This is a genomic window from Gordonia terrae (assembly GCF_051789125.1).
GTDB lineage: Bacteria > Actinomycetota > Actinomycetes > Mycobacteriales > Mycobacteriaceae > Gordonia > Gordonia terrae_A.
Map to the genome: position 1 here is coordinate 3,081,908 of NZ_CP196526.1, position 22,788 is coordinate 3,104,695.

General features: G+C 67.0%; 18 protein-coding genes. 7 read left to right on the forward strand and 11 right to left on the reverse strand.

What is annotated here, in order from left to right:
* The first annotated feature begins 10 nt into the window (after nucleotides 1-10).
* The 3 genes from ACSUZC_RS13915 (at nucleotide 11) to ACSUZC_RS13925 (ending at nucleotide 3,487) form a co-directional block, all read left to right on the forward strand.
* A complete protein-coding gene (locus tag ACSUZC_RS13915; RefSeq protein WP_439029122.1) occupies nucleotides 11-1,006 on the forward strand; it encodes an antibiotic biosynthesis monooxygenase in 996 nt (331 codons plus the stop codon).
* Nucleotides 1,007-1,084: 78 nt separating this feature from the next.
* Nucleotides 1,085-2,482 carry an amidohydrolase family protein gene (locus ACSUZC_RS13920; RefSeq protein ID WP_439029123.1) on the forward strand — a complete coding sequence of 466 codons (1,398 nt, stop codon included), beginning with the start codon at nucleotides 1,085-1,087 and terminating at the stop codon, nucleotides 2,480-2,482.
* Between the two features lie 78 nt (nucleotides 2,483-2,560).
* The gene (locus ACSUZC_RS13925; protein ID WP_439029124.1) at nucleotides 2,561-3,487 is read left to right on the forward strand and encodes an antibiotic biosynthesis monooxygenase; all 927 of its coding nucleotides are present in this window, start codon (nucleotides 2,561-2,563) and stop codon (nucleotides 3,485-3,487) included.
* Nucleotides 3,488-3,505: 18 nt separating this feature from the next.
* Here the strand turns inward: ACSUZC_RS13925 and ACSUZC_RS13930 are convergent, their stop codons facing one another.
* Nucleotides 3,506-3,913, reverse strand: a complete 408-nt coding sequence (locus tag ACSUZC_RS13930; protein ID WP_439029125.1) for a YchJ family protein — start codon at nucleotides 3,911-3,913, stop codon at nucleotides 3,506-3,508.
* Between the two features lie 94 nt (nucleotides 3,914-4,007).
* Here ACSUZC_RS13930 and ACSUZC_RS13935 point away from each other — a divergent pair, with 94 nt between their 5' ends.
* A complete protein-coding gene (locus ACSUZC_RS13935) occupies nucleotides 4,008-4,232 on the forward strand; it encodes a dodecin (RefSeq protein ID WP_439029126.1) in 225 nt (74 codons plus the stop codon).
* 36 nt (nucleotides 4,233-4,268) lie between these two features.
* Here the strand turns inward: ACSUZC_RS13935 and ACSUZC_RS13940 are convergent, their stop codons facing one another.
* Nucleotides 4,269-5,159 carry an alpha/beta fold hydrolase gene (locus ACSUZC_RS13940; protein ID WP_439029127.1) on the reverse strand — a complete coding sequence of 297 codons (891 nt, stop codon included), beginning with the start codon at nucleotides 5,157-5,159 and terminating at the stop codon, nucleotides 4,269-4,271.
* Between the two features lie 80 nt (nucleotides 5,160-5,239).
* On the opposite strand from ACSUZC_RS13940, the gene ACSUZC_RS13945 reads away from it, so the two are divergent.
* From ACSUZC_RS13945 to eutC, 3 genes are all read left to right on the forward strand, one after another.
* Nucleotides 5,240-5,857, forward strand: coding sequence for a TetR/AcrR family transcriptional regulator (locus tag ACSUZC_RS13945; protein WP_439029128.1), 618 nt, complete (start codon nucleotides 5,240-5,242; stop codon nucleotides 5,855-5,857).
* Between the two features lie 113 nt (nucleotides 5,858-5,970).
* The gene (locus tag ACSUZC_RS13950) at nucleotides 5,971-7,380 is read left to right on the forward strand and encodes an ethanolamine ammonia-lyase subunit EutB (protein WP_439029129.1); all 1,410 of its coding nucleotides are present in this window, start codon (nucleotides 5,971-5,973) and stop codon (nucleotides 7,378-7,380) included.
* Nucleotides 7,377-8,183: an ethanolamine ammonia-lyase subunit EutC gene (gene eutC / locus ACSUZC_RS13955; RefSeq protein WP_439029130.1), complete on the forward strand. Its 807-nt coding sequence runs from the start codon at nucleotides 7,377-7,379 to the stop codon at nucleotides 8,181-8,183. Before ACSUZC_RS13950 ends, eutC begins: the two co-directional genes overlap by 4 nt.
* Nucleotides 8,184-8,303: 120 nt before the next feature.
* Here the strand turns inward: eutC and ACSUZC_RS13960 are convergent, their stop codons facing one another.
* The 9 genes from ACSUZC_RS13960 to gltB all read right to left on the reverse strand — a co-directional run bounded on the left by ACSUZC_RS13960 (nucleotide 8,304) and on the right by gltB (nucleotide 22,490).
* Entirely contained in the window at nucleotides 8,304-8,645 is a 342-nt protein-coding gene (locus ACSUZC_RS13960; RefSeq protein WP_439029131.1) for an SHOCT domain-containing protein, read from the reverse strand.
* Between the two features lie 43 nt (nucleotides 8,646-8,688).
* The gene (locus ACSUZC_RS13965) at nucleotides 8,689-9,201 is read right to left on the reverse strand and encodes a DUF6325 family protein (RefSeq protein ID WP_439029132.1); all 513 of its coding nucleotides are present in this window, start codon (nucleotides 9,199-9,201) and stop codon (nucleotides 8,689-8,691) included.
* 54 nt (nucleotides 9,202-9,255) lie between these two features.
* Nucleotides 9,256-11,082, reverse strand: coding sequence for an AMP-dependent synthetase/ligase (locus tag ACSUZC_RS13970; protein ID WP_439029133.1), 1,827 nt, complete (start codon nucleotides 11,080-11,082; stop codon nucleotides 9,256-9,258).
* A gap of 108 nt (nucleotides 11,083-11,190) precedes the next feature.
* Nucleotides 11,191-13,176, reverse strand: coding sequence for an ABC transporter ATP-binding protein/permease (locus ACSUZC_RS13975; protein WP_439029134.1), 1,986 nt, complete (start codon nucleotides 13,174-13,176; stop codon nucleotides 11,191-11,193).
* 185 nt (nucleotides 13,177-13,361) lie between these two features.
* Nucleotides 13,362-13,850 (reverse strand): hypothetical protein, encoded by a 489-nt coding sequence (locus tag ACSUZC_RS13980; RefSeq protein WP_439029135.1) that lies wholly within the window; start codon nucleotides 13,848-13,850, stop codon nucleotides 13,362-13,364.
* Between the two features lie 22 nt (nucleotides 13,851-13,872).
* Nucleotides 13,873-14,751: an acyl-CoA thioesterase gene (locus ACSUZC_RS13985; protein ID WP_439029136.1), complete on the reverse strand. Its 879-nt coding sequence runs from the start codon at nucleotides 14,749-14,751 to the stop codon at nucleotides 13,873-13,875.
* 84 nt (nucleotides 14,752-14,835) lie between these two features.
* Nucleotides 14,836-16,260, reverse strand: a complete 1,425-nt coding sequence (gene pyk / locus ACSUZC_RS13990) for a pyruvate kinase (RefSeq protein ID WP_439029137.1) — start codon at nucleotides 16,258-16,260, stop codon at nucleotides 14,836-14,838.
* Between the two features lie 160 nt (nucleotides 16,261-16,420).
* A complete protein-coding gene (locus tag ACSUZC_RS13995; protein ID WP_439029138.1) occupies nucleotides 16,421-17,926 on the reverse strand; it encodes a glutamate synthase subunit beta in 1,506 nt (501 codons plus the stop codon).
* Complete coding sequence (gene gltB, locus ACSUZC_RS14000; protein WP_439029139.1) at nucleotides 17,919-22,490, reverse strand: glutamate synthase large subunit; 4,572 nt, start codon at nucleotides 22,488-22,490, stop codon at nucleotides 17,919-17,921. The genes ACSUZC_RS13995 and gltB overlap by 8 nt, the downstream gene beginning before the upstream one ends.
* Between the last annotated feature and the right edge of the window lie 298 nt (nucleotides 22,491-22,788).

A 22,788-nucleotide genomic window follows, 5' to 3' on the forward strand; every position in this document is an offset into this window, starting at 1 on the left:
CGGAGGACCCATGACCGACGAGATCTCCCGGCCTGAGTCCGCGCGTCAGGCCGGAGCGCACGAAGGGGCCGCGACGCTCATCATCGGTCAGCGCGTCCACGCGGGTATGGACGACCGCTACCGCGAGTGGTACGGGAAGATCGAGACAGCCGCCGCCGGATTTCCCGGGTTCGTCGGATCGAAGCTACGGTCCCCTGATCCCAGCCAGCCGGACTGGACGGCCATCTACGGGTTCGACTCGGTCGGCCACCTTCAGGATTGGCTCAACAGCGCCGCCCGGCTCACCCTCGTCGACGAGGGCGCCCCCCTTTTCGACGGCCCAGCCACCGCGCAGGTGCTCGCGCCGGACACCGCGGAGCCGGAGACCCTGGTGACCGTGGTGGTCACGCACCGGGTCGACGAGTCCAGGATCGACGACTTCCTGGCGTGGCAGCGACAGGTCGACGACGCCGAGCACCGCTTCCCGGGCTTCCGGGGCACCGAACTGTTCCGGCCGATCCCAGGCGTCCAAGAGGAGTGGACGATCTCCTACCGCTTCGACACCGCCGAACACCTCGACGCGTGGCTGACGTCGGGCGAGCGTGCCCGGCTCCTGGCCGAGGCCGAGGAGTTCGGCGATTTCACGCTGCGCCGGATCGACCACTCCTTCGGCAACTGGTTCACCCACGGCGACGACGACGCACCGCCGCCCTCGAACTTCAAGACATCCGTGGCGGTCTGGGTCGGCCTCTATCCCACGGTCGTGTTCCTCACCCTGATGACCGCGCCCCTGGGCATGCCACTGTGGCTGGGCATGCTCATCGGGAACCTGTTGTCCAGCTTCGCGATGAGCTACCTCACGATGCCGTACTACGTGAACCGTCTCCTCGGATGGTGGTTGCAACCGAGAACGCCGGCTCCGCACACCCGGACCAACGTCCGGGGTGCGTTGTTCATCGTCGCGTTGAACGCGGCGTGGGTCGCGATCTTCTATCTGATCACGGTCCAGTTCTGGACTCTCCCGTGAGTGCGTCGCCGTGACAACGGATGTCGCCAGGCGTGTCCCGCACACACCTACCGCAAACACACCAACCGAGGAGCATCGATGACCGACACCGTCCACTACGGGCACATCTTCCATCTGGCCGGAAGTCCCGCGATCACGGAGGCCGTCGACGCGCTGGTCTCGATCCCCGACGGCGCTCTGGTCGTCGGCCAGGACGGCACGATCACATTCGCCGGCGAGAGAGCCGATCTCCCGGCCGAGTTCGCCTCGGCGGAGTTCCACGACCACCCGGGCGGGTACCTGATACCGGGATTCGTCGACACCCACATCCACTTCCCGCAGACCTACGCCGGCGACTCCTACGGCGGCGGCCAGCTGCTCGAATGGCTCAACCTCTGTATCTTTCCGTCCGAGTCCAGGTTCGCCGACCCCGAGTTCGCCCAGGCCGCGGCGGTCGAGTTCACCAGACGACGCGTCGCCGCGGGGACGACGGCGATGATGGTGTTCGGTTCCGCCTTCCCCCATGCCCAGGACTCCCTGTTCACCGAAACCCGGAAGGCAGGGCTGCGCATCGTGGCCGGCCGGGGTATCCAGACCGTCGGTGGCGACACCGCCAAGCCGCTGCTGACCTCAGAAGAAGACGCAATCCGTCTCACCCGCGCCGAGATCGACAAGTGGCACGCCGCCGACACCGGCGACTACCGCACGGCACTGCTCCACGTCGCGATCGTGCCGCGATTTGCGCTGTCGGTGACCACCGAAACACTCAGGAACCTCGGCGATCTCTACGACGAGTACCGCGACCAGGGCGTCTACGTCCACACCCATCTCAACGAGAACAACCGTCCCGGCACCGGCGAGATCGACACCACCAAGGAGGTCTACCAGGTCGACTCCTACCTCGACACCTACGACGGCAAGTTCCTGCCCGGCTCCGAGGTGGGCGGCAAGAGCCTGCTCGGCAGGCGCACCATCCTCGCGCATTGCGTGCACTGCCAGGACGCGGAGCTCGAGCGCATGGCGGAGACCGGCACCTCCATCTCCCACTGTCCGGTCTCGCAGTTGTTCCTCGGATCGGGCACGATGCCGTGGAAGCGCACCGTCGCGGCAGGCGTGAACATCTCCGCCGGAACCGATTTCGGCGGTGGCGACGAGTGGTTGATCCCCCGCGTCCTCGGCGACGCCTTCAAACAGCACATCACCGAACCCGGAGACGCCGGCGTGTCGATGCATCCGGCCGAGATGCTGTTCATCGGAACGCTCGGCGGAGCGCGCGCCCTCGACATGGAAAGTCGCTTCGGCAATTTCGACCAGGGCAAGGAAGCCGACTTCCTCGTCGTCGAACCCGTGGACGCGCTGAAGTCCACGCTGGACAACGCCGTACGTTCCGACGATCCCGATCTCGCCCGCGACCAGACCCTGTTCGGCCTGCTGATGGGCCTGCGCGAATCATCCATCGCCGAGGTCTATGTGCAGGGGCGTCGGGTCACCGTCTGATCGGACCCGACACCTCGAGCCGCACAGGACACGACGATCGTCTCCAGCCACGACCCCACCGACACCGCGGTCATCGCGGTGTCGGTGTTCCATGCCCGGCCCGACGGCGACTTCGCCGGCTGGGCCGCGACGCTTGCCGCATCGGCCACCGACTCCGAAGGCTGCCTGGGAGCCGCGGTCTCGGCGGTCGACGACGGGCATTTCGACCCGGCGGTCGCGACCACATTCGTCGACGAGGAGGCATTGGACCGGTGGCTCGACAGTCCGCACCACACCGCGGCGCTCGACGCCGGGCGAGTACACGGCTGGTTCCCGGCGGCGCCGGTGCTCGAGCTCGTCGACGGTCAGTCGCCACCGCCGGGTGTCGGCGCATTCCGTCACGACATCGTGGCGGGAGCGATCGGCGATTTCGTCGCCGCGCAACATGTGTTGACCGATGCGGCAAGCGACTTCGGCGGTTACGAGGGCACCGCGCTGTTCGTCGACGAGCAGCGTGAGACGTCGCTGTCGGTGTTGCGGTTCCGCACGGACCGGCAACTCGCCGCATGGGTGTCGTCGAGCCGACGCAGCGAAGCGCTCGCCGGACTGCGGTCGAGTCTGACCCACGACTTCGAGACGATGACGAGCACCACCGCGTTCGGTACTACCGTGCGCACCGACCGCGGTCGGATACTGCAGACGCCGAACTGGAAGTCGGCGATGATGGTGCTGTTGGTTCTGTACCCCACGGTGATGACTCTGTCGCGGTTCCTCGGCCCGACCCTCGACCGCCTCGGCGCGCAGCCGTGGCTCGCCCTGTGGTTAAGTCAGGTCGTCAGCGTCAGCCTCATGCAGTGGTGGCTGATGCCGTGGGCGTCACGGCCGTTCCGGCGGTGGCTCGACCCGGTCGACGGAAGCAACTGGCGCAGCAGCATCGCGGGGGCGGGAGCCGTCCTGCTCATCTACCTGCTGTGCCTCGCAGTGTTCGCCAACGTGACGTGGCTGCAGTTCTGGGACTACGCGTGACCCGTCCCGTCCGCGGAATCAGCCGACCACCCCGTCGAGGTAGACCCAGCGGCCGTCCGATCGTGCGAAACGGCTGCGCTCGTGCAGAGATCCCCGTTCCGCGCCTCGCCGGTAGTGCGCGGTGAAGGTGACCTCACCCTCGGTGTCGAAGGGTGATCCGGCTCTGCTCGACTCGATGTCGAGGCGGTACCAGCGCATCGACGCGTCGAGCTCCAGCTCGGCAGGGCGGGTGTCGGGGTGCCAGCTCACGAGCAGATGGTTGCGATCTCCGAGCGCGAAAGCGGTGAAACGGGAACGCATCAAGGCCTCGGCGGTCGGCGCAGCACGCTCACCGGCGAGAACGGGTCCGCAGCAGTCGTCGAGAACGAGACCCGACAGACACGGACATCTCTCGGAGACATCTCGGTTTACCGATTCACTGGTCACCTTTCGATCTTAGGGGTAGACAGGAGGAGCGGTCGGCTGCTCGTCCAGGCCACCGCACCCCAGGCCCGCAGGTTTCACGATTGGAGCGATCCCCTTGTCGGACAATGTGTATCGAGTCATCGAAGTCGTCGGGTCCTCGGACTCCGGCACTGACGACGCCATCCGGAATGCGATCGCGCGCGCGGCCCAGACCGTCAATCATCTCGACTGGTTCGAGGTGACCGAAACCCGTGGCCACATCGAGAACGGCCAGATCGCACACTTTCAGGTCACGCTGAAGGTCGGCTTCAAGCTCGAGGGTTCCGACGACGCGACGTAGCTCTCGGCGCCTGCGGGCGATCTTTCGGCGCGTTGCTCACGACTCGGTTCTCGCGGTCGTGAGGAACGCGCCGATCTCGTCGGCGACGGTCTGCGGGTCGTCGAGCATGGGCAGCACCGCCGCATCCGGCATCGGGACGTAGCGCCCGCCCGGTAGCAGACCGGCCAGCCGGGGACCGTGAGCAGGCGGCATCACGCGATTGTCGGGCGACCACAGCACGAGCACCTCGCCGCCGAAACCGGCGAGCGCTTCGGTTCGCCGGATGAGTTCGGCGGCATCGAAATCCGACGTCGCGTACTTGGTCACATCGCGCCGGATCCGTGGATCGGTCAGCACTGGATCGGTCCAGCGCCGCATCTGAGCCGGGTCCACCGGACCGTTGACCATCCAGCCCCACAGCATCGGCAACCGACGTAACCACCCGATGCGCAACTGTCGAGCGGCGAGAGTGATCCCGCCGGGCAGTCGTACGGCGAGGGTCGCCATTTTGCCCGGGAGGCCCGGCGGAAAGTTGTCGAAGGCCTCACACGGTAGGACGACCATCCGCCCGACTCGCCGGTCGAGCCCGAGGGCGGTCAGGAACAGCGCGCCGCCCCAGTCCGAATGGACGAGTGTCACGTCGTCGAGGTCGAGCGCGTCGAGAACGTCGGCGACGAGGCCGACCATGCCGTCCAGCGAAAGGTCGGCGTCCGCGTGCAGTGGAACGCGGTGCGATCCGAGCGGCAGCACCGGCCTGATGTACCGGAATCCGCTGGGCAACAACGGGATCACCGCATCCCAGACCTCGTGGTCCATCAGCAGGCCGTGCAGTAACACCACAGGCGGGCCGGCGCCGTCGTCGGCATACTCGATGGTTCCCGCGGGTGTGTCGATCCGCTTCATGGTCGACGACCGATCATCCCTCATCGCCTTGTGGTCGTGTGTCATGACCATCTCCTCTGGTGGCTGTGAGTCGACGGGAGGACGAGAGCCGTCTAGAACGATCACTCTAGAACAGATGCTCTAGAATGGCCAGGGTGAAGACGGACGAACGCATCGTGGTGGCGATGACCGAATTGCTCCGCAGGCAGGGATATGCCGCGACCGGTATCAAACAGGTAGTGGACGCGGCCGGCGCACCGATCGGTTCCATCTACCACCACTTCAGTGGAGGTAAGCGCGATGTCGCGGCCGCCGCACTACGCCGATCCGGCGCGGCGTACGGAGAGCTCGTCGGGATGTTGCTCGCCCCGTATGACGACATCGCGGAGGGAATCGAAGCGGCGTTCGCCTCGGCGGCGGAGACCATATCCGACAGCGGTTGGCTCAACATGTGTCCGGTGGGGACTGTCGCGGGCGAGGTCGCCGACACCGAACCGACGCTCCGGGCGATCGCCGCGGAAGTGATCGACGGGTGGGTGGACCAGGGCTCGGCGCTGTATCGAGCACGAGGCCTGCCCGAAGCGGACGCGCGTGCGCTGATGCTGGCCGTGGTGGCCTCGCTCGAAGGCGCTTTCATCCTTGCTCGCACCCAGCGGTCGACGGCCCCGATCCTCGCGGCCGGACGCGCGATGGGCGCCTACGCCCGGCAACTGACAGCCGAGGCGAGGAGCGCCGACTCCACCATCACCATCGGCCCGGCCTGACCTCGCGGTGCCGGGGCGGCGCAGTTCGCGTTCGCCATGCGACTCCTCGGGACCGAACCTAGACTTCGGGGGACCATGACGCGCGACCATTCCCCTCCCCGCCGGGACGACCGATGAGGTACACCCAGACGATCGCCGGAACCACCCATGAGTTCGACGGCCTCGTCGAACTCATGGCGAAGGCGACCCCCCGCCGTTCCGGTGACGAGCTGGCCGGCTGTGCCGCGGACTCCGACGCCGAACGTGCCGCTGCGGCTTGGCAACTCGCCGACGTTCCCTTGGCCCGGTTCCTCGAGGAGCCGCTGGTGCCCTACGAATCCGACGAGGTCACCCGGCTGATCATCGACACCCATGACCGGAGCGCTTTCGCCGAGATCGGGCATCTGACCGTCGGCGGGTTCCGGGACTGGCTGCTGGAGATCGCGACACGTTCCGACGCCGGTGAGCGGCTCTCCCGGGTCGGACCCGGACTGACTCCGGAGATGGTCGCAGCCGCGTCGAAGATCATGCGGAACCAGGACCTCATCCTGGTTGCCGCCGCGGCGAGGGTGACGTCGGCCTTTCGCACCACCATCGGACTGCCCGGCCGGATCGCGACGCGCCTCCAGCCCAACCACCCCACCGACGACCCTCGGGGTATCGCCGCGGCCACGCTCGACGGCCTTCTGATGGGATGCGGCGACGCGGTCATCGGGATCAACCCGGCATCGGACTCACCTCGGGCGACCGCGGACCTGCTCCACATGCTCGACGACATCCGCCGGCGTTTCGAGATACCGATGCAGTCATGCGTGCTGTCGCACGTCACGACCACCGTCGATCTCATCGGGCAAGGCGTACCGGTCGACCTCGTGTTCCAGTCGATCGCGGGCACAGAGGGCGCCAACACAGGGTTCGGCGTGACGCTGGAGATGCTGCGCGACGCCGACGAGGCGTGCCGGTCACTGCGTCGCGGAACGGTGGGCGACAACGTGATGTACCTGGAAACCGGTCAGGGATCGGCACTTTCGGCCGGTGCGCACCTCGGGACCGGCGGCAAACCGGTCGACCAGCAGACCCTGGAGACCCGCGCGTACGCGGTGGCGCGGGTACTCAAACCGTTGCTGATCAACACCGTCGTCGGGTTCATCGGTCCCGAATATCTCTACGACGGCAAACAGATCATCCGTGCCGGACTCGAGGATCACTTCTGCGGCAAGCTACTCGGGCTGCCGATGGGCGTCGACGTCTGCTACACCAACCATGCCGAAGCCGATCAGGACGACATGGACACGCTCCTCACGTTGCTCGGCGTCGCCGGGGCCGCGTTCGTCATCGCCGTGCCGGGGGCAGACGACGTGATGCTCGGTTATCAGAGCCTGTCGTTCCACGACGCGCTCTATGTGCGTGAGGCACTGGACCTTCGGCCCGCACCCGAGTTCGAGTCCTGGCTCGCCCGACTCGGTATGACCGATGGCGACGGTCGTATTCTGCCGGTGGATCCCGGCGAGTCTCCCCTGCTATCGCTGACGGCGGGACGATGACGGCGGACCGACCCACATCTGCGGACGAGAAGTCACAGCGACCCGACCCGTGGGCCGACCTGCGCCGGTCCACGCAGGCCCGTATCGGGCTCGGCCGCGCGGGCAATTCGCTTCCGTCGCGGCGGGTCCTGGAATTCCAGGCCGCCCATGCCCTCGCGCGCGACGCCGTGCACGAGCCACTCGACGTCGACGCGTTCGCACGTGACATCGGCGACCTCGACCTCGACGACCCGATCGTGGTCACCAGCCGCGCGACGACGCGCAGCGAGTACCTGCGCCGACCCGATCTGGGCCGGGTGCCGGACGACCTCTCGCAGATCCCGCGCGCCGACACCGAAATCGGGATCGTGCTGGCCGACGGGCTGTCGCCGCGGGCTCTCGCCGACCACGGCCGCGGCCTCGTCGAGGCACTGCTGCGACAGTTCGACGGCCGGTACTCCATCGCGCCGCCGGTCATCGCGACCGAGGCCCGAGTCGCTCTCGGTGATCACATCGGCGAGGCCCTCGGCGTCACCACCCTCATCGTGATCATCGGTGAGCGACCGGGGCTCTCGGTCGCCGACAGCCTCGGGATCTACCTCACGCATCTCCCCCGGCCGGGACGTGCCGACTCTGACCGGAATTGCATCTCGAACATCCACCCGCCTGACGGCCTGCACTACGACGTCGCCGCGCGGACCACCGCCGCACTCATCGACGGGGCCCGGCGACTCGGACGATCCGGGGTTGCGCTGAAGGACATGTCACGCGCCGGAACACCCGGCGGGATCGACAACGCGGAGGCACTCCCGCACGAGTCGTGAGCACCTCCGCGGCCCACAAGCGCTACTTCGGCATCACCTGCGCTACTTGCAACCAGCGCGGATCGAGGTCAGGTAGCGCGTCTGCTGTGCCCTCCGGGACCGGCAGTGATGCAGTTCGGGTCAGGTCCCGAGGATCTTGGCCTTCTGTGCGGCGAACTCGGCTTCGGTGAGGATGCCCTGCTGGTAGAGCGTCCCGAGTTCTTTGAGCGCCGAGATAGTGTCCGTCGGGCTCGGCGCGGGGGTCTGTCGGGGTGGCTGTTGCTGGGGGGCTTCGGTGTACTGGGGTTGGGCGTACTGGGGTTGGGCGTACTGGGGTTGGGAGTACTGCTGCTGCGGATTCTGCGCCGAGCCGCCTTGCTGTGCCCACCGGCTCGCCTGGCGTCGTGATACCCGGTTACTCACCGCCGTCGCGGTGCCGGAGATGACGGCGGTACGTGCGACGCCACGGAGGAGTCCTGGCATGATGCGTCCTTTCGGAGTTCAGAGTCGACCGTCGACAGTCATGTCACGCGGTCGATGCGATCGTCGCCTCGTCGACCGCATCGAGTTGGGCGAGCAGCGCTTCCACCGGTATCCGCCCCGACGCCACGAGCCGCCCACCGTTGTTGCGTACCGCCGTGGCGAACGGCGCGGCCCAGGTGTTCTCCCATATCAACACGGCGGCACTGGATCCCGGCTCGATCACCCCGGCTGCTTCTGCGAGGTCGGCGTCGTCGAGCAGCGAGGTCGACGCTCCGTCGAAGATCGCGAAGTCCACTCCGAGCGAATCGATCTCGAGACGGGCAACCGTCCCGTCGGCGTCCTTGGTGATGAAGACGATGTCGATGAGCCGCACGATCCCGCGATCGATCAGATCGATCAGGTGCGGAAGCGCCTCACCGGTGGGTTGCCTACCCGCCCACTCGATGACGATGTAATCGATGGGCCCGAGTTCTCTGTCCGCTCCGCCATCCGCGGGTCGAGTCTCCCCGCTGTTCGCGTCCACCGCGCGGCCGGCAGCGGATTCCTGCTCTTCCATGTTTTTCTCCCCGGTCGCTGGTCTCTCAACGATGTGTTCCCGCGATCGGCATCCCTACCGCAGGTCGACGACCGACTGTCCGGGGCGCGCCTCGTACAACTCGCCGATCTCGGCGGCGTACTTCGTCTCGATCGGCTTGCGCCGCAGCTTCATCGTCGGGGTGAGCTCGTCCCCGCCGGGGTCCCACGCGGTCGGCACGATGGTGAACCGCTTGACCTGCTCGACCCGCGAGAGGGTCTTGTTCCCCGCCCGGACGGCCATGGAGATCTCCTCGACCACCTGGGGATGCGACGACAACTCGGCCAGGTCCGCCCCCGACACGTCGAGTGCCTTGGCCCGCGCGGCGGCGGCATCCGGGTCGAGGACCACCAGCGCCGAGACGTAGGGTTTGGAGTCCCCGATCGCGGCCACCTGACCGATCAGCGACGACGCCGCCTTCATCGCGTTCTCGATGTTGGTGGGCGACATGTTCTTCCCGGACTCATTGATCATGAGTTCCTTCTTGCGGTCGACGATCGTGACGTTTCCCTCGTCGTCGATCGTCGCGATGTCGCCCGTGGACAGCCAGCCGTCGGCGTCGATCGTCTCGGCGGTCTTGTCCGGCATACCGCGATAACCACGCATCACAACCGGCCCGCGGACGAGGAGTTCACCGTCGTCGGCCAGACGGACTTCGATGCCGCGCACCGGTTTCCCGACGGTCCCGATCCGCAGATTGTCGTTGGTCGTCATCGTCGAGACGCCGGTCGTCTCCGACATCCCCCACACCTCGAGGACCGGGATACCCAGGCCCAGGAAGAACTTCAGCACCTCGGGCGGGATCGCCGCCGCACCCGAGCCCGCGAAGGACACCTGGTCCAGACCCAACGCCGTCCCGACCTTGTGCAAGACCAGGCGATCCGCGAGACCGTGGGCGAGACCAGGCGACCCCGTGCCGTCGATCTGGGCTTGCGCCCTCGACGCCCCGGTCCGGAAGGCCCAGCCGGCGAGCGCCTTCTTCACCGGGCTCGACTCTTCGGCGAGCTTCGCCTCGATACCGGCACGGATCTTCTGCCAGACCCGGGGAACTCCGAAGAAGAAGGTGGGGTGTACGTCCGGTAGGGCGGCCGCGATCTCCCGCGGGTCGGGCACAGTGGTGATCTGGATGCCGCGCATCATGTTCGCCGCATGCGAGGACACCCGGTCGGCGATGTGCGCGGCCGGCAGGTAGGAGATCGCACGATCATCGAAACCGGCCTCGACGATCTCCGCGAGCGCCGTCATCTCCGCGACGATGTTGCGGTGGGTGATCTCCACGCCCTTCGGCGGACCCGTCGTCCCTGATGTGTAGATGAGGGTGGCGAGGTCGTCGGATTCGACGGCCTGCCACGATGCGGTGAAATCGAAGCCCTCCGGTGGTGGCGTCTGTTCGACGTCGGCGAGCGAGATCGTCCCCGTCGCCACCCCGTCGACGACGATCGTGGTCGCAACGCCCGTCGACGCCGCGGTGATCACGGGCAGGAAGACCTGCTCGGTGATGACCACGGAGTTGGCGGCATTGCCGAACAGGTACTCGACCTGCTCGGGCGAACTCGTGTTGTAGATGGAGAAGGGGATCGCACCCAGATGCAGGGCCGCGGTGTCCACCAGGTGGAACTCGGGACGGTTCGTCAGCATGATCCCCACGGTGTCGCCGCGGGAGACGCCCAACGCCGCGAGACCGCCCGCGATCGCCTCCACCCGGCGCGCGTACTGCGCCCAGGTGATCTCCTCGATGCCGCCGACGGTACGGATGGCGACGGCGTCCGGCCGCACCGTGACCGTCTGCTGGAACGCCGCCGGAAGCGTCGCCACCGCAACGCCCGTCTGATGGGGGAAAGTGATCGGTTCGGTTGCGGTCATCGCGTCCTCGACTAGCCGTGGGTGGTGTGTTTCACATCACAATAGCCACCTCTGCGGCTGACCGCGGCCGGATCACCCATGAGGTAATCGGCCGGCAAAATCAACTGGTCACGACTGTTTGTCCAGCGAAGGACCTTCCTGAATCGGGTCGAGGGTCCACGCGCCGCCGCCTGTCAGCTGGAGCACTTCGGTGTGGTGCTGATCGGTGGAGCTGCGATGACTGACCGACACCAGGATCGTCTCCGGCAGCTCGGTCCGGATGAGCGAATACAGCGAGAACTCCAGACCCTCGTCGACGGCCGAGGTGGCTTCGTCCATGAACACCGCTTGCGGCCGTGTCAGCAGGATGCGGGCGAACGCGACTCGTTGCTGCTCGCCCGGCGACAGGACCTTGACCCAGTCCTCCTCGTCGTGGAGCCGGTTGACCAGATGCGGGAGGAAGACCTTCTCCAGGGCGGCTCTGATGGCGTCGTCGCCGATGTCGTCGGGCAGGGCTGGATATGCGACGGCGGTCCGCAGGTCGCCCAGCGGGATGTAGGGCATCTGCGAGAGGAACAGCGTGTGCTCCCCCGGTGGCCGGGCGAATTCGCCGTCGATGAACGGCCACAGCCCGGCGAGCCCGCGGAGCAGGGTGGTCTTGCCCGAACCCGAGCGCCCCTTGACGACGAGCGCGGACCCCGGACTCAGCGACAGGTTGAGCGCGCGGATCAACTCGTCGCCGTCGGGCGTCTTGATGTCGATGTCGGACAGGGCGACAGCGCGGTCGCGGTCGGCGGTCTTCACCTCGGGCAGCGACCGCGAGCGTGCGTCGGCGTCGGCGAGGCCGTCGAGACGGATGATCGACGCCCGCAGAACTGTGAAGTCGTCGTAGGCGTTTCGGAAGAACGAGAGAGCATCGTGCATCTCGGCGAACGCCGACGACGTCTGCGACACGTCACCGAGCTTGATCTGTCCGTCGAAGAATCGTGGTGCCTGCACGAGGTACGGGAACACCACCGACAGTTGCGTGACGCTGAAGTTCCAGCCGACGAAGGCCAACTGCACGTGGATGATCTGCCAGAAGTTCTTGACGACGGCACGGAAGCGGGACATCAGGTTGGTGTGCTCGACGCGCTCACCGCTGTAGAAGGCGACGTTCTCCGCGCCGTCGCGGATCCGGACGAGTGCGTAGCGGAAGTTGGCGGTCAGGCGTTCACGCCAGAAGTTCAGCCGGATCAGTGGGCGGCCGATGGCGAACGCGACGACGCTGGCGACGAGCACGTACACCAGTACCAGCCACATCATCATGCGCGGGATCTCGACACCGAAGACGGTCAGCGGTCCGGAGAGTTCCCAGAGCACGATCGCGAACGACACGATCGACGCACAGGCCGGAAGGACACCGTTCGTCGACGATCCGCCCCCGCCCCAGAACAGTGTCGAACCCGAGGACACGACCGTGGTGATGTCGGCTTCGATACGTTGATCAGGGTTGTCCACACCCGGGTGGATGTCGGTCGGCCTTTGCTGGAGATCGGACTTGCCGCGCCCGAACCGCCTGCGGCGCAGCAACCCTGCGCTCAGGTCGACGAAACGGTTGCGGTAGAAGGCGCGGCCGGCCATCCAGTCCGCGGTGGCACCCTCGGTGAGCCAGTAGCGCAACCGAATCTCGAACGCCGCGCCCACGTAGATCTCGACCATCGTACGAACGACATGAATGGTCGCGAGAATGCCGAACACGGCCATCGAGTGCCAGAAGGCACTCTTGCCCATCTCGAGCATCTCCGCGCCCTGCGGACCCCCCGCGGCCAACCCCTCGCCTGCGGTCTGGAGCGATGTGAAGAGGTCGTTGCTCCAATAGGAGACGAGCACTGAGACCCGCACGCCGAAGAGCGACAGCAGGGTCAGCGCGACGACGAGCCCCCATGCGGCGACCCGAGTCTCCCGCCCGGTGAAGAAGCCGCCGATGACGCGCCACAGCGGCCCGCCCCACCGACTGAACCGCGCCAGCAGGTATCCGATGACAAGGACGGCCGCGGCCGAGATCGCGAACGCGATGGCCAACCATTTGAGACTGGCCCACACCTCGTTGCCCCAGTCGATGCTGTACTCCACGCACACTCCTCGCTTCGGACATCACCACGGACATCCCGGTCGACGAACTCGGGTCGATCTAACCGAGGAGCCGGTCCGCACAACGGCTTCGGAGACTCAACGATGATCCGGCGAAGTTTAACCCGACGTTCATCCGGTGTCCGGACAACCGCGACGATGTCACTCGGGCGCACCGGGCGACGGCCTCAACCGAGCGGGCGCAGCACGACACCTTGTTCGAGGGCCGCCGTCGAGACCGGCTGCGAGAACCGCGGACCAGCAGCATCACCGAGGGTGACCAGGTAGCCGGCGTCGATGCGCTCGACACCGTCGACCTCGAAGGTCAGCTGACAACCGTCGTCGCCTCGGAGGAACACCGACAGTGTCGTCGTGGCAACTTCGCCACCGGCCGCGTCGTAGAGCACGACCGAGGCACCTCGGGCGAGCGTTCCGCCACCCGGGAGCGTTGCGACCTCTCGCGTACAGTCCGCGACCACCCCGCCCTTGGCGGTGAAAGTGGGCGTCGCCAGCAGACCCGCGATGACGGCAGCGGCCACGATGACGGCGAAGACGACCATCGCGATCGAGGTCGCGACGATGACCGGCACCCGTGTGCGCCGCTGCCACGTCCGACGCGGCAACGGCGGTCCGGGGTCCAGCCACATCTCGGGCCCGGAGCCGTGCTGGGCGGTCATCGGTCTGCCACGCTCGCCGCGCTCACTTCTTGGGCGGGAAGTACTTGATCAACGCCTCCTGCACGACCGAGGTCGCGAGCGTTCCGTCTCGCTTCCAGAAACGACCCGAGCCCATACCCCTCGAACCGGTCGCCACCGGCGAGCGGGTGGCGTACAACAGCCAGTCGTCGAAGCGGAACTCGCGGTGGAACCACATCGAGTGGTTCACGGTCGCGGCGAAGAGCCTGTCGATTCCCCAGGACAGTCCGTGGGTGGTGATGATCGAGTCGAGAACGGTGGTGTCCGAGGCGTAACACATTGCGGCGACGTGCATCACGGGATCGTCGGGCATCGTGCCGTCCGCCTTCATCCAGACCCGGTTGTCGGTGAGCCGCTCCCCCGACTCCTTCGCCTTCCAGCTCGGATCGTTGGCGAAACGGATGTCGATGGGATGCAAGGCGTTGACGAACGTCGCGATCCGTTCTTCGTAACCCTTGAAATGTTCTCCGAGAGTAGGCAATTCCTCGGGATAAGGCACCTGCGGGATCTCGACCGCGTGCTCGAGACCCGCGGTGTTGTCCTGGAACGCGACCAGCATCGTGAAGATCTCTTCGCCGCCCTGCTTCGCGGTCACCTGCCGGTTGGCGAACGACCGTCCGTCGCGGAAGCGGTCGACGTGGTACTCCATCGGAATGGTGACGTCGCCGCCGCGGATGAAGTGGGCGTGCAGCGCGTGGATCGGCGGGTTGCCGCGGCTCAGGGTCCGAGCCGCGGCGACGACGCCTTGACCGAGCAGCTGGCCACCGAACGTGCGGGCGGTGACCTGCTCGGGATGGTGCCCGATGAACAGGTTCTCGTCCTGACGTTCGACGTCGAGCAGGGCGAGCAGCTTGTCGAGATCTCCGGCCTGGTCCGCGGTCATGCCCCACACCCTATGGCCGGTCGGTGCGGCGGCATGCACCGCCCCGACCGACGTCCTCGCCGGGACGGACCCGGCGAGGGGGGGTCAGTGATCCTGCTCGCCGATGCGGTGAACGTGGATCAGGTTCGTCGAACCGACGGTGCCGGGCGGCGCGCCGGCGACGATCACCACGACGTCGCCCTCGGCGAGTCGGCCGATACGCAACAGCTGGTGGTCGACCTGATCGATCATGTGGTCGGTCGTGTCGACGCGGTCGACGATGAACGTCTCCGTACCCCAGCTCAGCGCGAGCTGACTGCGCACGGCCTGCGTCGGCGTGAACGCCAGCAGCGGCAGCCGTGAGTGCAGGCGGGCGAGACGGCGGACGGTGTCCCCGGACTGGGTGAAGGCCACCAGCGCCTTGACCTCCAGGCGCTCGCCGATGTCACGGGCCGCGTAGGAGATCACACCGCGCTTGGTGCGCGGCACGTGCGACAGCGGCGGCACATCACGCGGGCCGCTCTCGACAGCGCGGCAGATGCGATCCATCGTGCGCACCGTCTCCAGCGGATACTTGCCGACCGAGGTCTCACCGGACAACATCACCGCGTCCGCGCCGTCGAGCACCGCGTTCGCGACGTCTGAGGCCTCCGCGCGCGTCGGGCGCGAGTTCTCGATCATGGAGTCCAGCATCTGCGTCGCCACGATCACCGGCTTCGCGTTCTCGCGCGCCATCTGGATGGCCCGCTTCTGCACCAGCGGCACTTCTTCGAGCGGCAGCTCGACGCCGAGATCGCCGCGGGCGACCATGATCGCGTCGAAGGCGAGGACGATGGCCTCGAGATTGTCGATCGCCTCCGGCTTCTCGAGTTTCGCGATCACCGGGACCCGGCGCCCGACGCGGTCCATGACCTCGTGGACGAGCTCGATGTCGGACGGGCTGCGGACGAACGACAGCGCGACCATGTCCACACCCAGGCCCAGCGCGAACTCGAGGTCGGCGACGTCCTTCTCCGACATCGCAGGCACGGAGACGCTCATACCCGGTAGGGACAGTCCCTTGTTGTTGCTCACGGGGCCGCCCTCGGTGACGGTGCAGACGACGTCGTTGCCCTCCACCGCCGAGACCGTGAGGCCGACCTTGCCGTCGTCGACGAGCAGGCGGTCGCCCGCGCTCGCGTCCTCGGCGAGTTGCTTGTAGGTGGTGGAGACGCGGTCGTGGTCACCCTTGACGTCGTCGACGGTGATACGGACCTCCTCGCCGGTCTCCCAGACCGTCGAACCGTCGCAACCGTCGAAACGGCCGAGGCGGATCTTGGGACCCTGGAGATCGGCGAGGACGCCCACGGCCTTCTCCGTGGCGTCCGAGGCCTTGCGGACGCGCGCATAGACGGCCGCATGGTCCTCATGCGTGCCGTGGCTGAAGTTCATTCGGGCCACGTCCATGCCGCATTCGACGAGCTCTTTCAGACGCTCGTCGCTTGCGGTGGCCGGGCCGAGGGTGCAGACGATCTTGGTTCGGCGTGTCACACAGGCCACCTTAGTCCTCATCGACCGTCCAACTCCATGTCGCGGATCAGTTGTCACCGGCCGGCCATTCGACGTTACCGCTGGTGGCGGCGGGCTACCGCCGGGTATGAAATTTACTTAACTTGTTGCGGCCGCGAGAATTCGGCGGTCCACGCCCCGGTCAGCGCAACGAGAGCGGGAGCGCAGCCGGACGGACAGGAGAGGGCAGATCGGATTCACCGACGAGGAACTCGTCGACCGCACGCGCTGTCGACCGGCCCTCGGCGATCGCCCACACCACGAGCGAGGCACCCCGGTGGGCGTCACCGCACACGAACACGCCGGGCGCGTCGGTCTGCCAGTCGCTGCCGCACCCGATCACCCCACGCGGATTGAGCTCGATCTCGAGATCGTCGAGCAGTTCGCCGCGACGCACACCGGCGAACCCGATCGCGAACAACGCGAGCTGGCAGGGAATCTCGAACTCCTCGCCGACCGGGGTGATCTCCCGTCGACCGTCCGCACCGCGCGTCACCTCGACCTCGGCGAGCACCAGCGCGGTGACGTTCCCGTCGTCGTCGCCGACGAACCGCTGAACCGCCACCTGGTGCAGACGCTCGCCACCCTCGTCATGTGCACTCGACGTGCGCATCACCAGTGGCCACGTCGGCCACGGCGACCGCTCGTCGTCGCGCTGACCGGGGAGTTCCGGGTTGTAGTCGAGCTGGACGACCGATGCCGCACCCTGGCGGTGGGCGGTGCCCAGGCAGTCGGCGCCGGTGTCTCCGCCGCCGATGATGACGACGTGCTTGCCGGCCGCGGTGACCGGCGACGGGCCGTCACCCTCACACTCCCGGTTGGCGGGAACGAGATGCTCCATGGCGAGATGGACGCCGTTGAGCTCACGGCCGGGAACCGGATTGTCGCGGGCCTCCATCGCGCCGACGGCGAGGACGAGGGCGTCGTGCCGGGCCCGCAGATCGGCGACCGTCAGCTCGGTACCCACATCGCAGTTGGTGACGAATGTCGTTCCCTCGGCACGCATCTGCGCCACCCGACGGTCGATGTCGGATTTCTGCAATTTGTACTCGGGGATGCCGTAACGCAGCAACCCACCGAGGCGGTCGTCACGTTCGTACACCGTCACGTCGTGTCCGGCGCGGGTGAGCTGTTGCGCCACAGCGAGTCCGGCCGGTCCCGAACCGACCACCCCGACCGATTTGCCGGTCTTGGACTCCGGTGGCTCCGGACCGATCACTCCTTCGGCCCACGATTCGTAGGCGATGGTCTTCTCGATGCGTTTGATGGTCACGCTACCGCCGGTCGCCTGCTCCGAGATCGAGAGCACGCAGGCCGCCTCGCACGGCGCCGGGCACACCATGCCGGTGAACTCCGGAAAGTTGTTGGTGGCGTGCAGCCGGTCGCTCGCCGCATCCCATCGCCCGCGCCGCACGAGATCGTTCCACTCCGGGATGAGGTTACCCAGGGGGCAACCCGCGGTTCCGGAGTGGCAGAACGGGATACCGCAATCCATGCATCGACGGGCCTGCGTGCTCACCTCGTCGAGCACCTTGGCCGGGTTGTCGGCGTGCTCGTACACATCGGCCCAGTCCTGGACGCGTTCGGCGACCGGACGGTACTTCGCTTCTTTTCTCGGGATCTCCAGGAATCCGCGCGGATCAGCCACGTGCTGCCTCCATGATCGCTGAGTCGACGTCGCGTCCCTCGGCCTCGGCCATGCGGGCCGCGTCGAGAACACGCTTGTAATCGGTGGGCATGACCTTGGTGAACGCCAGGCACCGCCGGGGCCAATCCGCGAGGATCGACGCACCGATCGCCGAACCGGTCAACTCGGTGTGCCTGATGATGGTCTGCTTGAGCCAGGTCAGATCTTCGGGATCGGGTCGCATCAGTTTGACCATGGCCATGTTGACCTTCTGGTGGTCGAGGTCGTGGACGAACGCGATGCCGCCGGACATCCCGGCCGCGAGATTGCGCCCGGTGGGCCCGAGGACGACGACACGCCCCCCGGTCATGTACTCGCAGGCGTGATCACCCACGCCCTCGACGACCGCGGTCGCGCCGGAGTTGCGCACGGAGAAGCGTTCTCCGACACGGCCTCGCAGGTAAACCTCGCCCGAGGTCGCGCCGTAGAGGATCGTGTTGCCCGCGATCACCTGGTCCTCGGCGACGAACAACGAGTCGGGGTCCGGTGCCACCACGATGGTGCCACCGCACAGCCCCTTGCCGACGTAGTCGTTGGTGTCACCGGTGAGCTTGATGGTCACGCCCGGCGGCAGGAAGGCACCGAGCGACTGTCCCGCCGACCCGGTGAGCTTCACCGTGATCGTGTCCGGGGCGAGCCCGTCCGCCCCGTAGCGTCGCGTGACCTCGGCGCCGAGCAGCGTTCCGACAGTGCGGTTCACGTTGCGGACCGGTAGTTCCAAGGTCACGGGATGGGCGTCTTCGAGCGCGCCCTCGGCGAGCTGGATCATGGTCTGGTCGAGCGCACGCTCCAGACCGTGCTCCTGCCCGCGCATGCGACGGCTCGGCCCCTTGCCCTCGACCTTGCGGAAGATCGGTGTGAGATCGAGACCGCGAGACTTCCAGTGCGCCACGGCGGTGTCGGTGTGCAGCCTGTCGGACTGGCCGATGGCCTCGTCGAGCGTGCGATAGCCCAACCGCGCCAGATGCTCCCGGACGTCCTCGGCGATGAACCGGAAGAAGTTGACCAAGTGGTCGACCTGCCCGGTGAACCGTGACCGCAGCAGCGGATTCTGCGTCGCGACACCGACCGGGCAGGTGTCGAGATGGCAGACGCGCATCATGATGCACCCGGCGACGATCAGCGGTGCCGTCGAGAAACCGTACTCCTCGGCGCCGAGCAGGGCCGCGGTGATGACATCCCGGCCGGTGCGCAGCGCGCCGTCGCACTGCACCGTGATGCGGTCGCGTAAACCGTTCAGCATCAAGGTCTGCTGGGCGTCGGCGAGTCCGATCTCCCAGGGCGTACCGGCATGTTTCAGCGACGTCAGCGGAGACGCCCCGGTGCCACCGTCGTGTCCGGAGATGAGGACGACATCGGCGTGAGCCTTCGACACTCCCGTCGCGACGGTTCCCACGCCGACGGCGCTGACGAGTTTGACGTGGATGCGGGCCTGCGAGTTCGCGTTCTTCAGGTCGTGGATCAGTTGCGCCAGATCCTCGATCGAATAGATGTCATGGTGTGGGGGCGGTGAGATCAGGGCGACGCCCGGCGTCGAATGCCGGGTCTTGGCGATCCACGGATACACCTTGTACGCCGGGAGTTGCCCGCCCTCACCGGGTTTGGCACCCTGGGCCATCTTGATCTGGATGTCGGTCGCGTTGATCAGGTAGTCACTGGTCACGCCGAAACGGCCCGACGCGACCTGTTTGACGGCGCTGCGTCGTTCCGGATCGTAGAGACGCTCGACATCCTCCCCGCCCTCCCCCGAGTTCGAGCGGCCGCCGATCCTGTTCATCGCCATCGCGATCGTCTCGTGGGCCTCCGCCGAGATCGAGCCATAGCTCATCGCCCCGGTGTTGAAGCGCTTCATGATCGCCTCGACGGGTTCCACCTCGTCGAGCGGGATCGGTTCGCGCGCATCGAGATCGAAGTCGAACAGTCCGCGCAGCGTGCCGCCCTCGCGGGACAGGCGGTCGACCTCGTCGGAGTACTTCCGGAAGATCTCGGCCTGCCCTGTCTTGGTGGCGTGCTGCAGCAGGAAGATGGTCTCGGGCGTGAACAGGTGCAGCTCGCCCTCGCGCCGGTACTGGTACTCCCCGCCCACCTCGAGCCGGCGGTACACCTGCTCGGTGGGGTTCTCCGGGAAGGCGCGGTGGTGGCGGATGCGCACCTCTTCGGCCAGTTCGTCGAGTCCGACGCCCTCGATCCGGGACACCGTGCGCGTGAAGTACTCGCGCACCACCTCCGAGGACAGGCCGACAGCCTCGAAAGCCTGTGCCGCGGTGTACGAGCTGATGGTGGAGATACCCATCTTGCTCATCACCTTGAGCACGCCCTTGCCGAGCGCCTCGAGGTAGTTGCCGATCGCCTTGGCCCGCGTCACCCCGGTGAGCTCACCCTCGGCGATCAGATCCTCGATCGTCTCCAGCGCGAGATACGGGTTGACCGCGGCCGCACCGAAACCGATGAGGGTCGCGATGTGATGGACCTCGCGGGCATCGCCGGACTCCACCACGAGTGCCACGCGGGTGCGCTCCTTGGTGCGCACGAGGTGATGGTGCACCGCCGACGTCGCGAGCAGCGACGGGATGGGCGCGTGATCGGAGTCGGTCAGGCGGTCGGAGATCACGAGCGTGGTGTGACCTTCGGCGATCGCCTGGCTGGCGCGCCGTCGCAGGTCTTCGAGCGCGGCCGCGAGTCCCGGGCCACCCTCGGACACCTCGTACAGCGCGCGCAGGACCTTCGCCGACAGCCCGGGGTTGTCGCCGTCGTCGTTGATGTGCACGAGTTTCGCCAGCTCGGCGTTGTCCAGCACGGGCCAGTGCACCATGATCTGTCGACACGACGCCGCGGTCGGCCGCAGCAGGTTCTGTTCCGGACCCATGACGCGGGCCATCGAGGTCACGATCTCCTCGCGGATCGCGTCCAGCGGCGGATTGGTCACCTGGGCGAAGAGTTCGACGAAGTAGTCGTAGAGCAGGCGTGAGCGCTGCGAGAGCACCGCGACCGGGGTGTCGGTACCCATCGAACCCAGGGGTTCGTATCCCGACGCCGCCATCGGTGTGAGCAGGACACGAAGGTCCTCCTCGGTGTAGCCGAACGAGATCTGCCGCCGCACGACCGTGTCGTGATTGGGTTGGAACACCGGCCGATCCGGCAGCGTCGCGATGTCCAGGAGCCCGGCATGCAACCACTCGTCGTAGGCTTCGGCGCCCATCAGCTCGCCTTTGATCTCCTCGTCCGGGATGATCCGGCCCTGTTCGGTGTCGACGAGAAACATCCGGCCGGGTTCGAGCCGGCCCTTGCTGATGACCTCGTCCACCGGGACGTCGAGGACGCCCGCCTCCGAGGCGAGGATGACGCGACCGTCGCGGGTCTGCCACCACCTCCCCGGCCGGAGACCATTGCGGTCGAGGACCGCACCGACGACGGTGCCGTCGGTGAAGGTCACGCAGGCGGGGCCGTCCCACGCCTCCATCAGCGACGCGTTGAACCGCAGGAACGCACGCCGCCCGGGATCCATGTCGGGGACGTTCTCCCACGCCTCGGGCACCATCATCATCACCGCGTGCGGAACACTGCGTCCGCCGAGGTGCAGGAGTTCGAGCACCTCGTCGAGCGATGCCGAATCCGAGGCCTCCGGGGTGCAGATCGGGAAAGCGCGGCGGAGGTCTCCCGGGATGAGATCGGTCTCGAGCAGGGCCTCGCGCGCCCGCATCCGGTTGCGGTTGCCCCGGACCGTGTTGATCTCGCCGTTGTGGGCGACGAACCGGAACGGATGAGCGAGCGGCCACGACGGAAAGGTGTTGGTGGAGAAGCGCGAATGCACGATGGCGATCGCGCTCTGGCAACGGTCGTCGCGCAGATCCGCATAGTAGAGCGGCAGCTGCATGGTGGTGAGCATGCCCTTGTAGACCATGGTGCGGCTCGACAACGACGGGAAGTACAGCCCGGTCCCGGCTTCCTCGATCTCCGGGGTCACGCGTTCGGCCTGTTTGCGGAACGCATAGATGTGACGATCGAGTGCCAGCCCGGCGATGCGCTCGGCACCCGCCTCGGGGTCCACGGTCACGAACAGCTGCATCATGTACGGCATGCAGGCCACGGCCGTACCGCCGACGTCCGCGTGCTCGTGGTCGACCGGCAGGTCTCGCCAACCCAGGATCGTGATGCCCTCGTCGGCCGCGAGCGCCTCGACACGTTCGATCGCCGCGCGTCGCGAATCGATGTCCATGGGCAGGAAACAGATCCCGGCAGCATAGGTGTGCGAGCCGTCCGCCGCGGGTTCCGGGAGGTCGAAATCCACGGTTGCGCGCAGCAGTTCATCGGGTAGCTGGATCAGGATCCCGGCGCCGTCACCACTGTTCGTCTCGGCCCCGGCGGCCCCGCGGTGCTCGAGGTTCTCGAGCGCAAGGAGCCCGTCGGCAACGATCGAATGCGAACGGCGACCGTGGATGTCGGTGACCATCGCGACGCCGCACGAATCGACCTCGGCCTCCGGGTCGTAGAGCCCTTGCTTGGCCGGGAGCGCGGAAAACAGCATCTGTACCTCCACTCGGACCGAGACGACGGTCCGCTGCTGAGTGTCCATTGGGACAGCACTGGCCCGCGGAGCATTGCGCGGCTTGCGAGTGACCGTGCCGAGATCGGTACCGGGCTGTGTCACGAACCATGAGTCAGAACGTGTGAACCATGTGGAGCGCCGTGACGTCGGTACCGGGCGGAGGGATCGCGCGCCGTGAAAACTCGATCTTATCCGAACGTGGCACTCGGCGTCCGCTCCCGAGACCTGTGACGCTCGCGACCAGACCGCCCGGCCTCCACGAGGCGAGCGGTCAGAC

Bases quoted from the DNA above. Each gene is read 5' to 3' on its own strand.
- gltB (WP_439029139.1), bottom strand. From the start codon at position 22,490: ATGCTGTTTTCCGCGCTCCCGGCCAAGCAAGGGCTCTACGACCCGGAG.
- ACSUZC_RS13940 (WP_439029127.1), bottom strand. From the start codon at position 5,159: ATGACACACGACCACAAGGCGATGAGGGATGATCGGTCGTCGACCATG.
- ACSUZC_RS13945 (WP_439029128.1), top strand. From the start codon at position 5,240: ATGGCCAGGGTGAAGACGGACGAACGCATCGTGGTGGCGATGACCGAA.
- ACSUZC_RS13920 (WP_439029123.1), top strand. From the start codon at position 1,085: ATGACCGACACCGTCCACTACGGGCACATCTTCCATCTGGCCGGAAGT.
- ACSUZC_RS13980 (WP_439029135.1), bottom strand. From the start codon at position 13,850: ATGACCGCCCAGCACGGCTCCGGGCCCGAGATGTGGCTGGACCCCGGA.
- ACSUZC_RS13970 (WP_439029133.1), bottom strand. From the start codon at position 11,082: ATGACCGCAACCGAACCGATCACTTTCCCCCATCAGACGGGCGTTGCG.
- ACSUZC_RS13965 (WP_439029132.1), bottom strand. From the start codon at position 9,201: ATGGAAGAGCAGGAATCCGCTGCCGGCCGCGCGGTGGACGCGAACAGC.
- ACSUZC_RS13985 (WP_439029136.1), bottom strand. From the start codon at position 14,751: ATGACCGCGGACCAGGCCGGAGATCTCGACAAGCTGCTCGCCCTGCTC.
- eutC (WP_439029130.1), top strand. From the start codon at position 7,377: ATGACGGCGGACCGACCCACATCTGCGGACGAGAAGTCACAGCGACCC.
- ACSUZC_RS13915 (WP_439029122.1), top strand. From the start codon at position 11: ATGACCGACGAGATCTCCCGGCCTGAGTCCGCGCGTCAGGCCGGAGCG.
- ACSUZC_RS13960 (WP_439029131.1), bottom strand. From the start codon at position 8,645: ATGCCAGGACTCCTCCGTGGCGTCGCACGTACCGCCGTCATCTCCGGC.
- ACSUZC_RS13950 (WP_439029129.1), top strand. From the start codon at position 5,971: ATGAGGTACACCCAGACGATCGCCGGAACCACCCATGAGTTCGACGGC.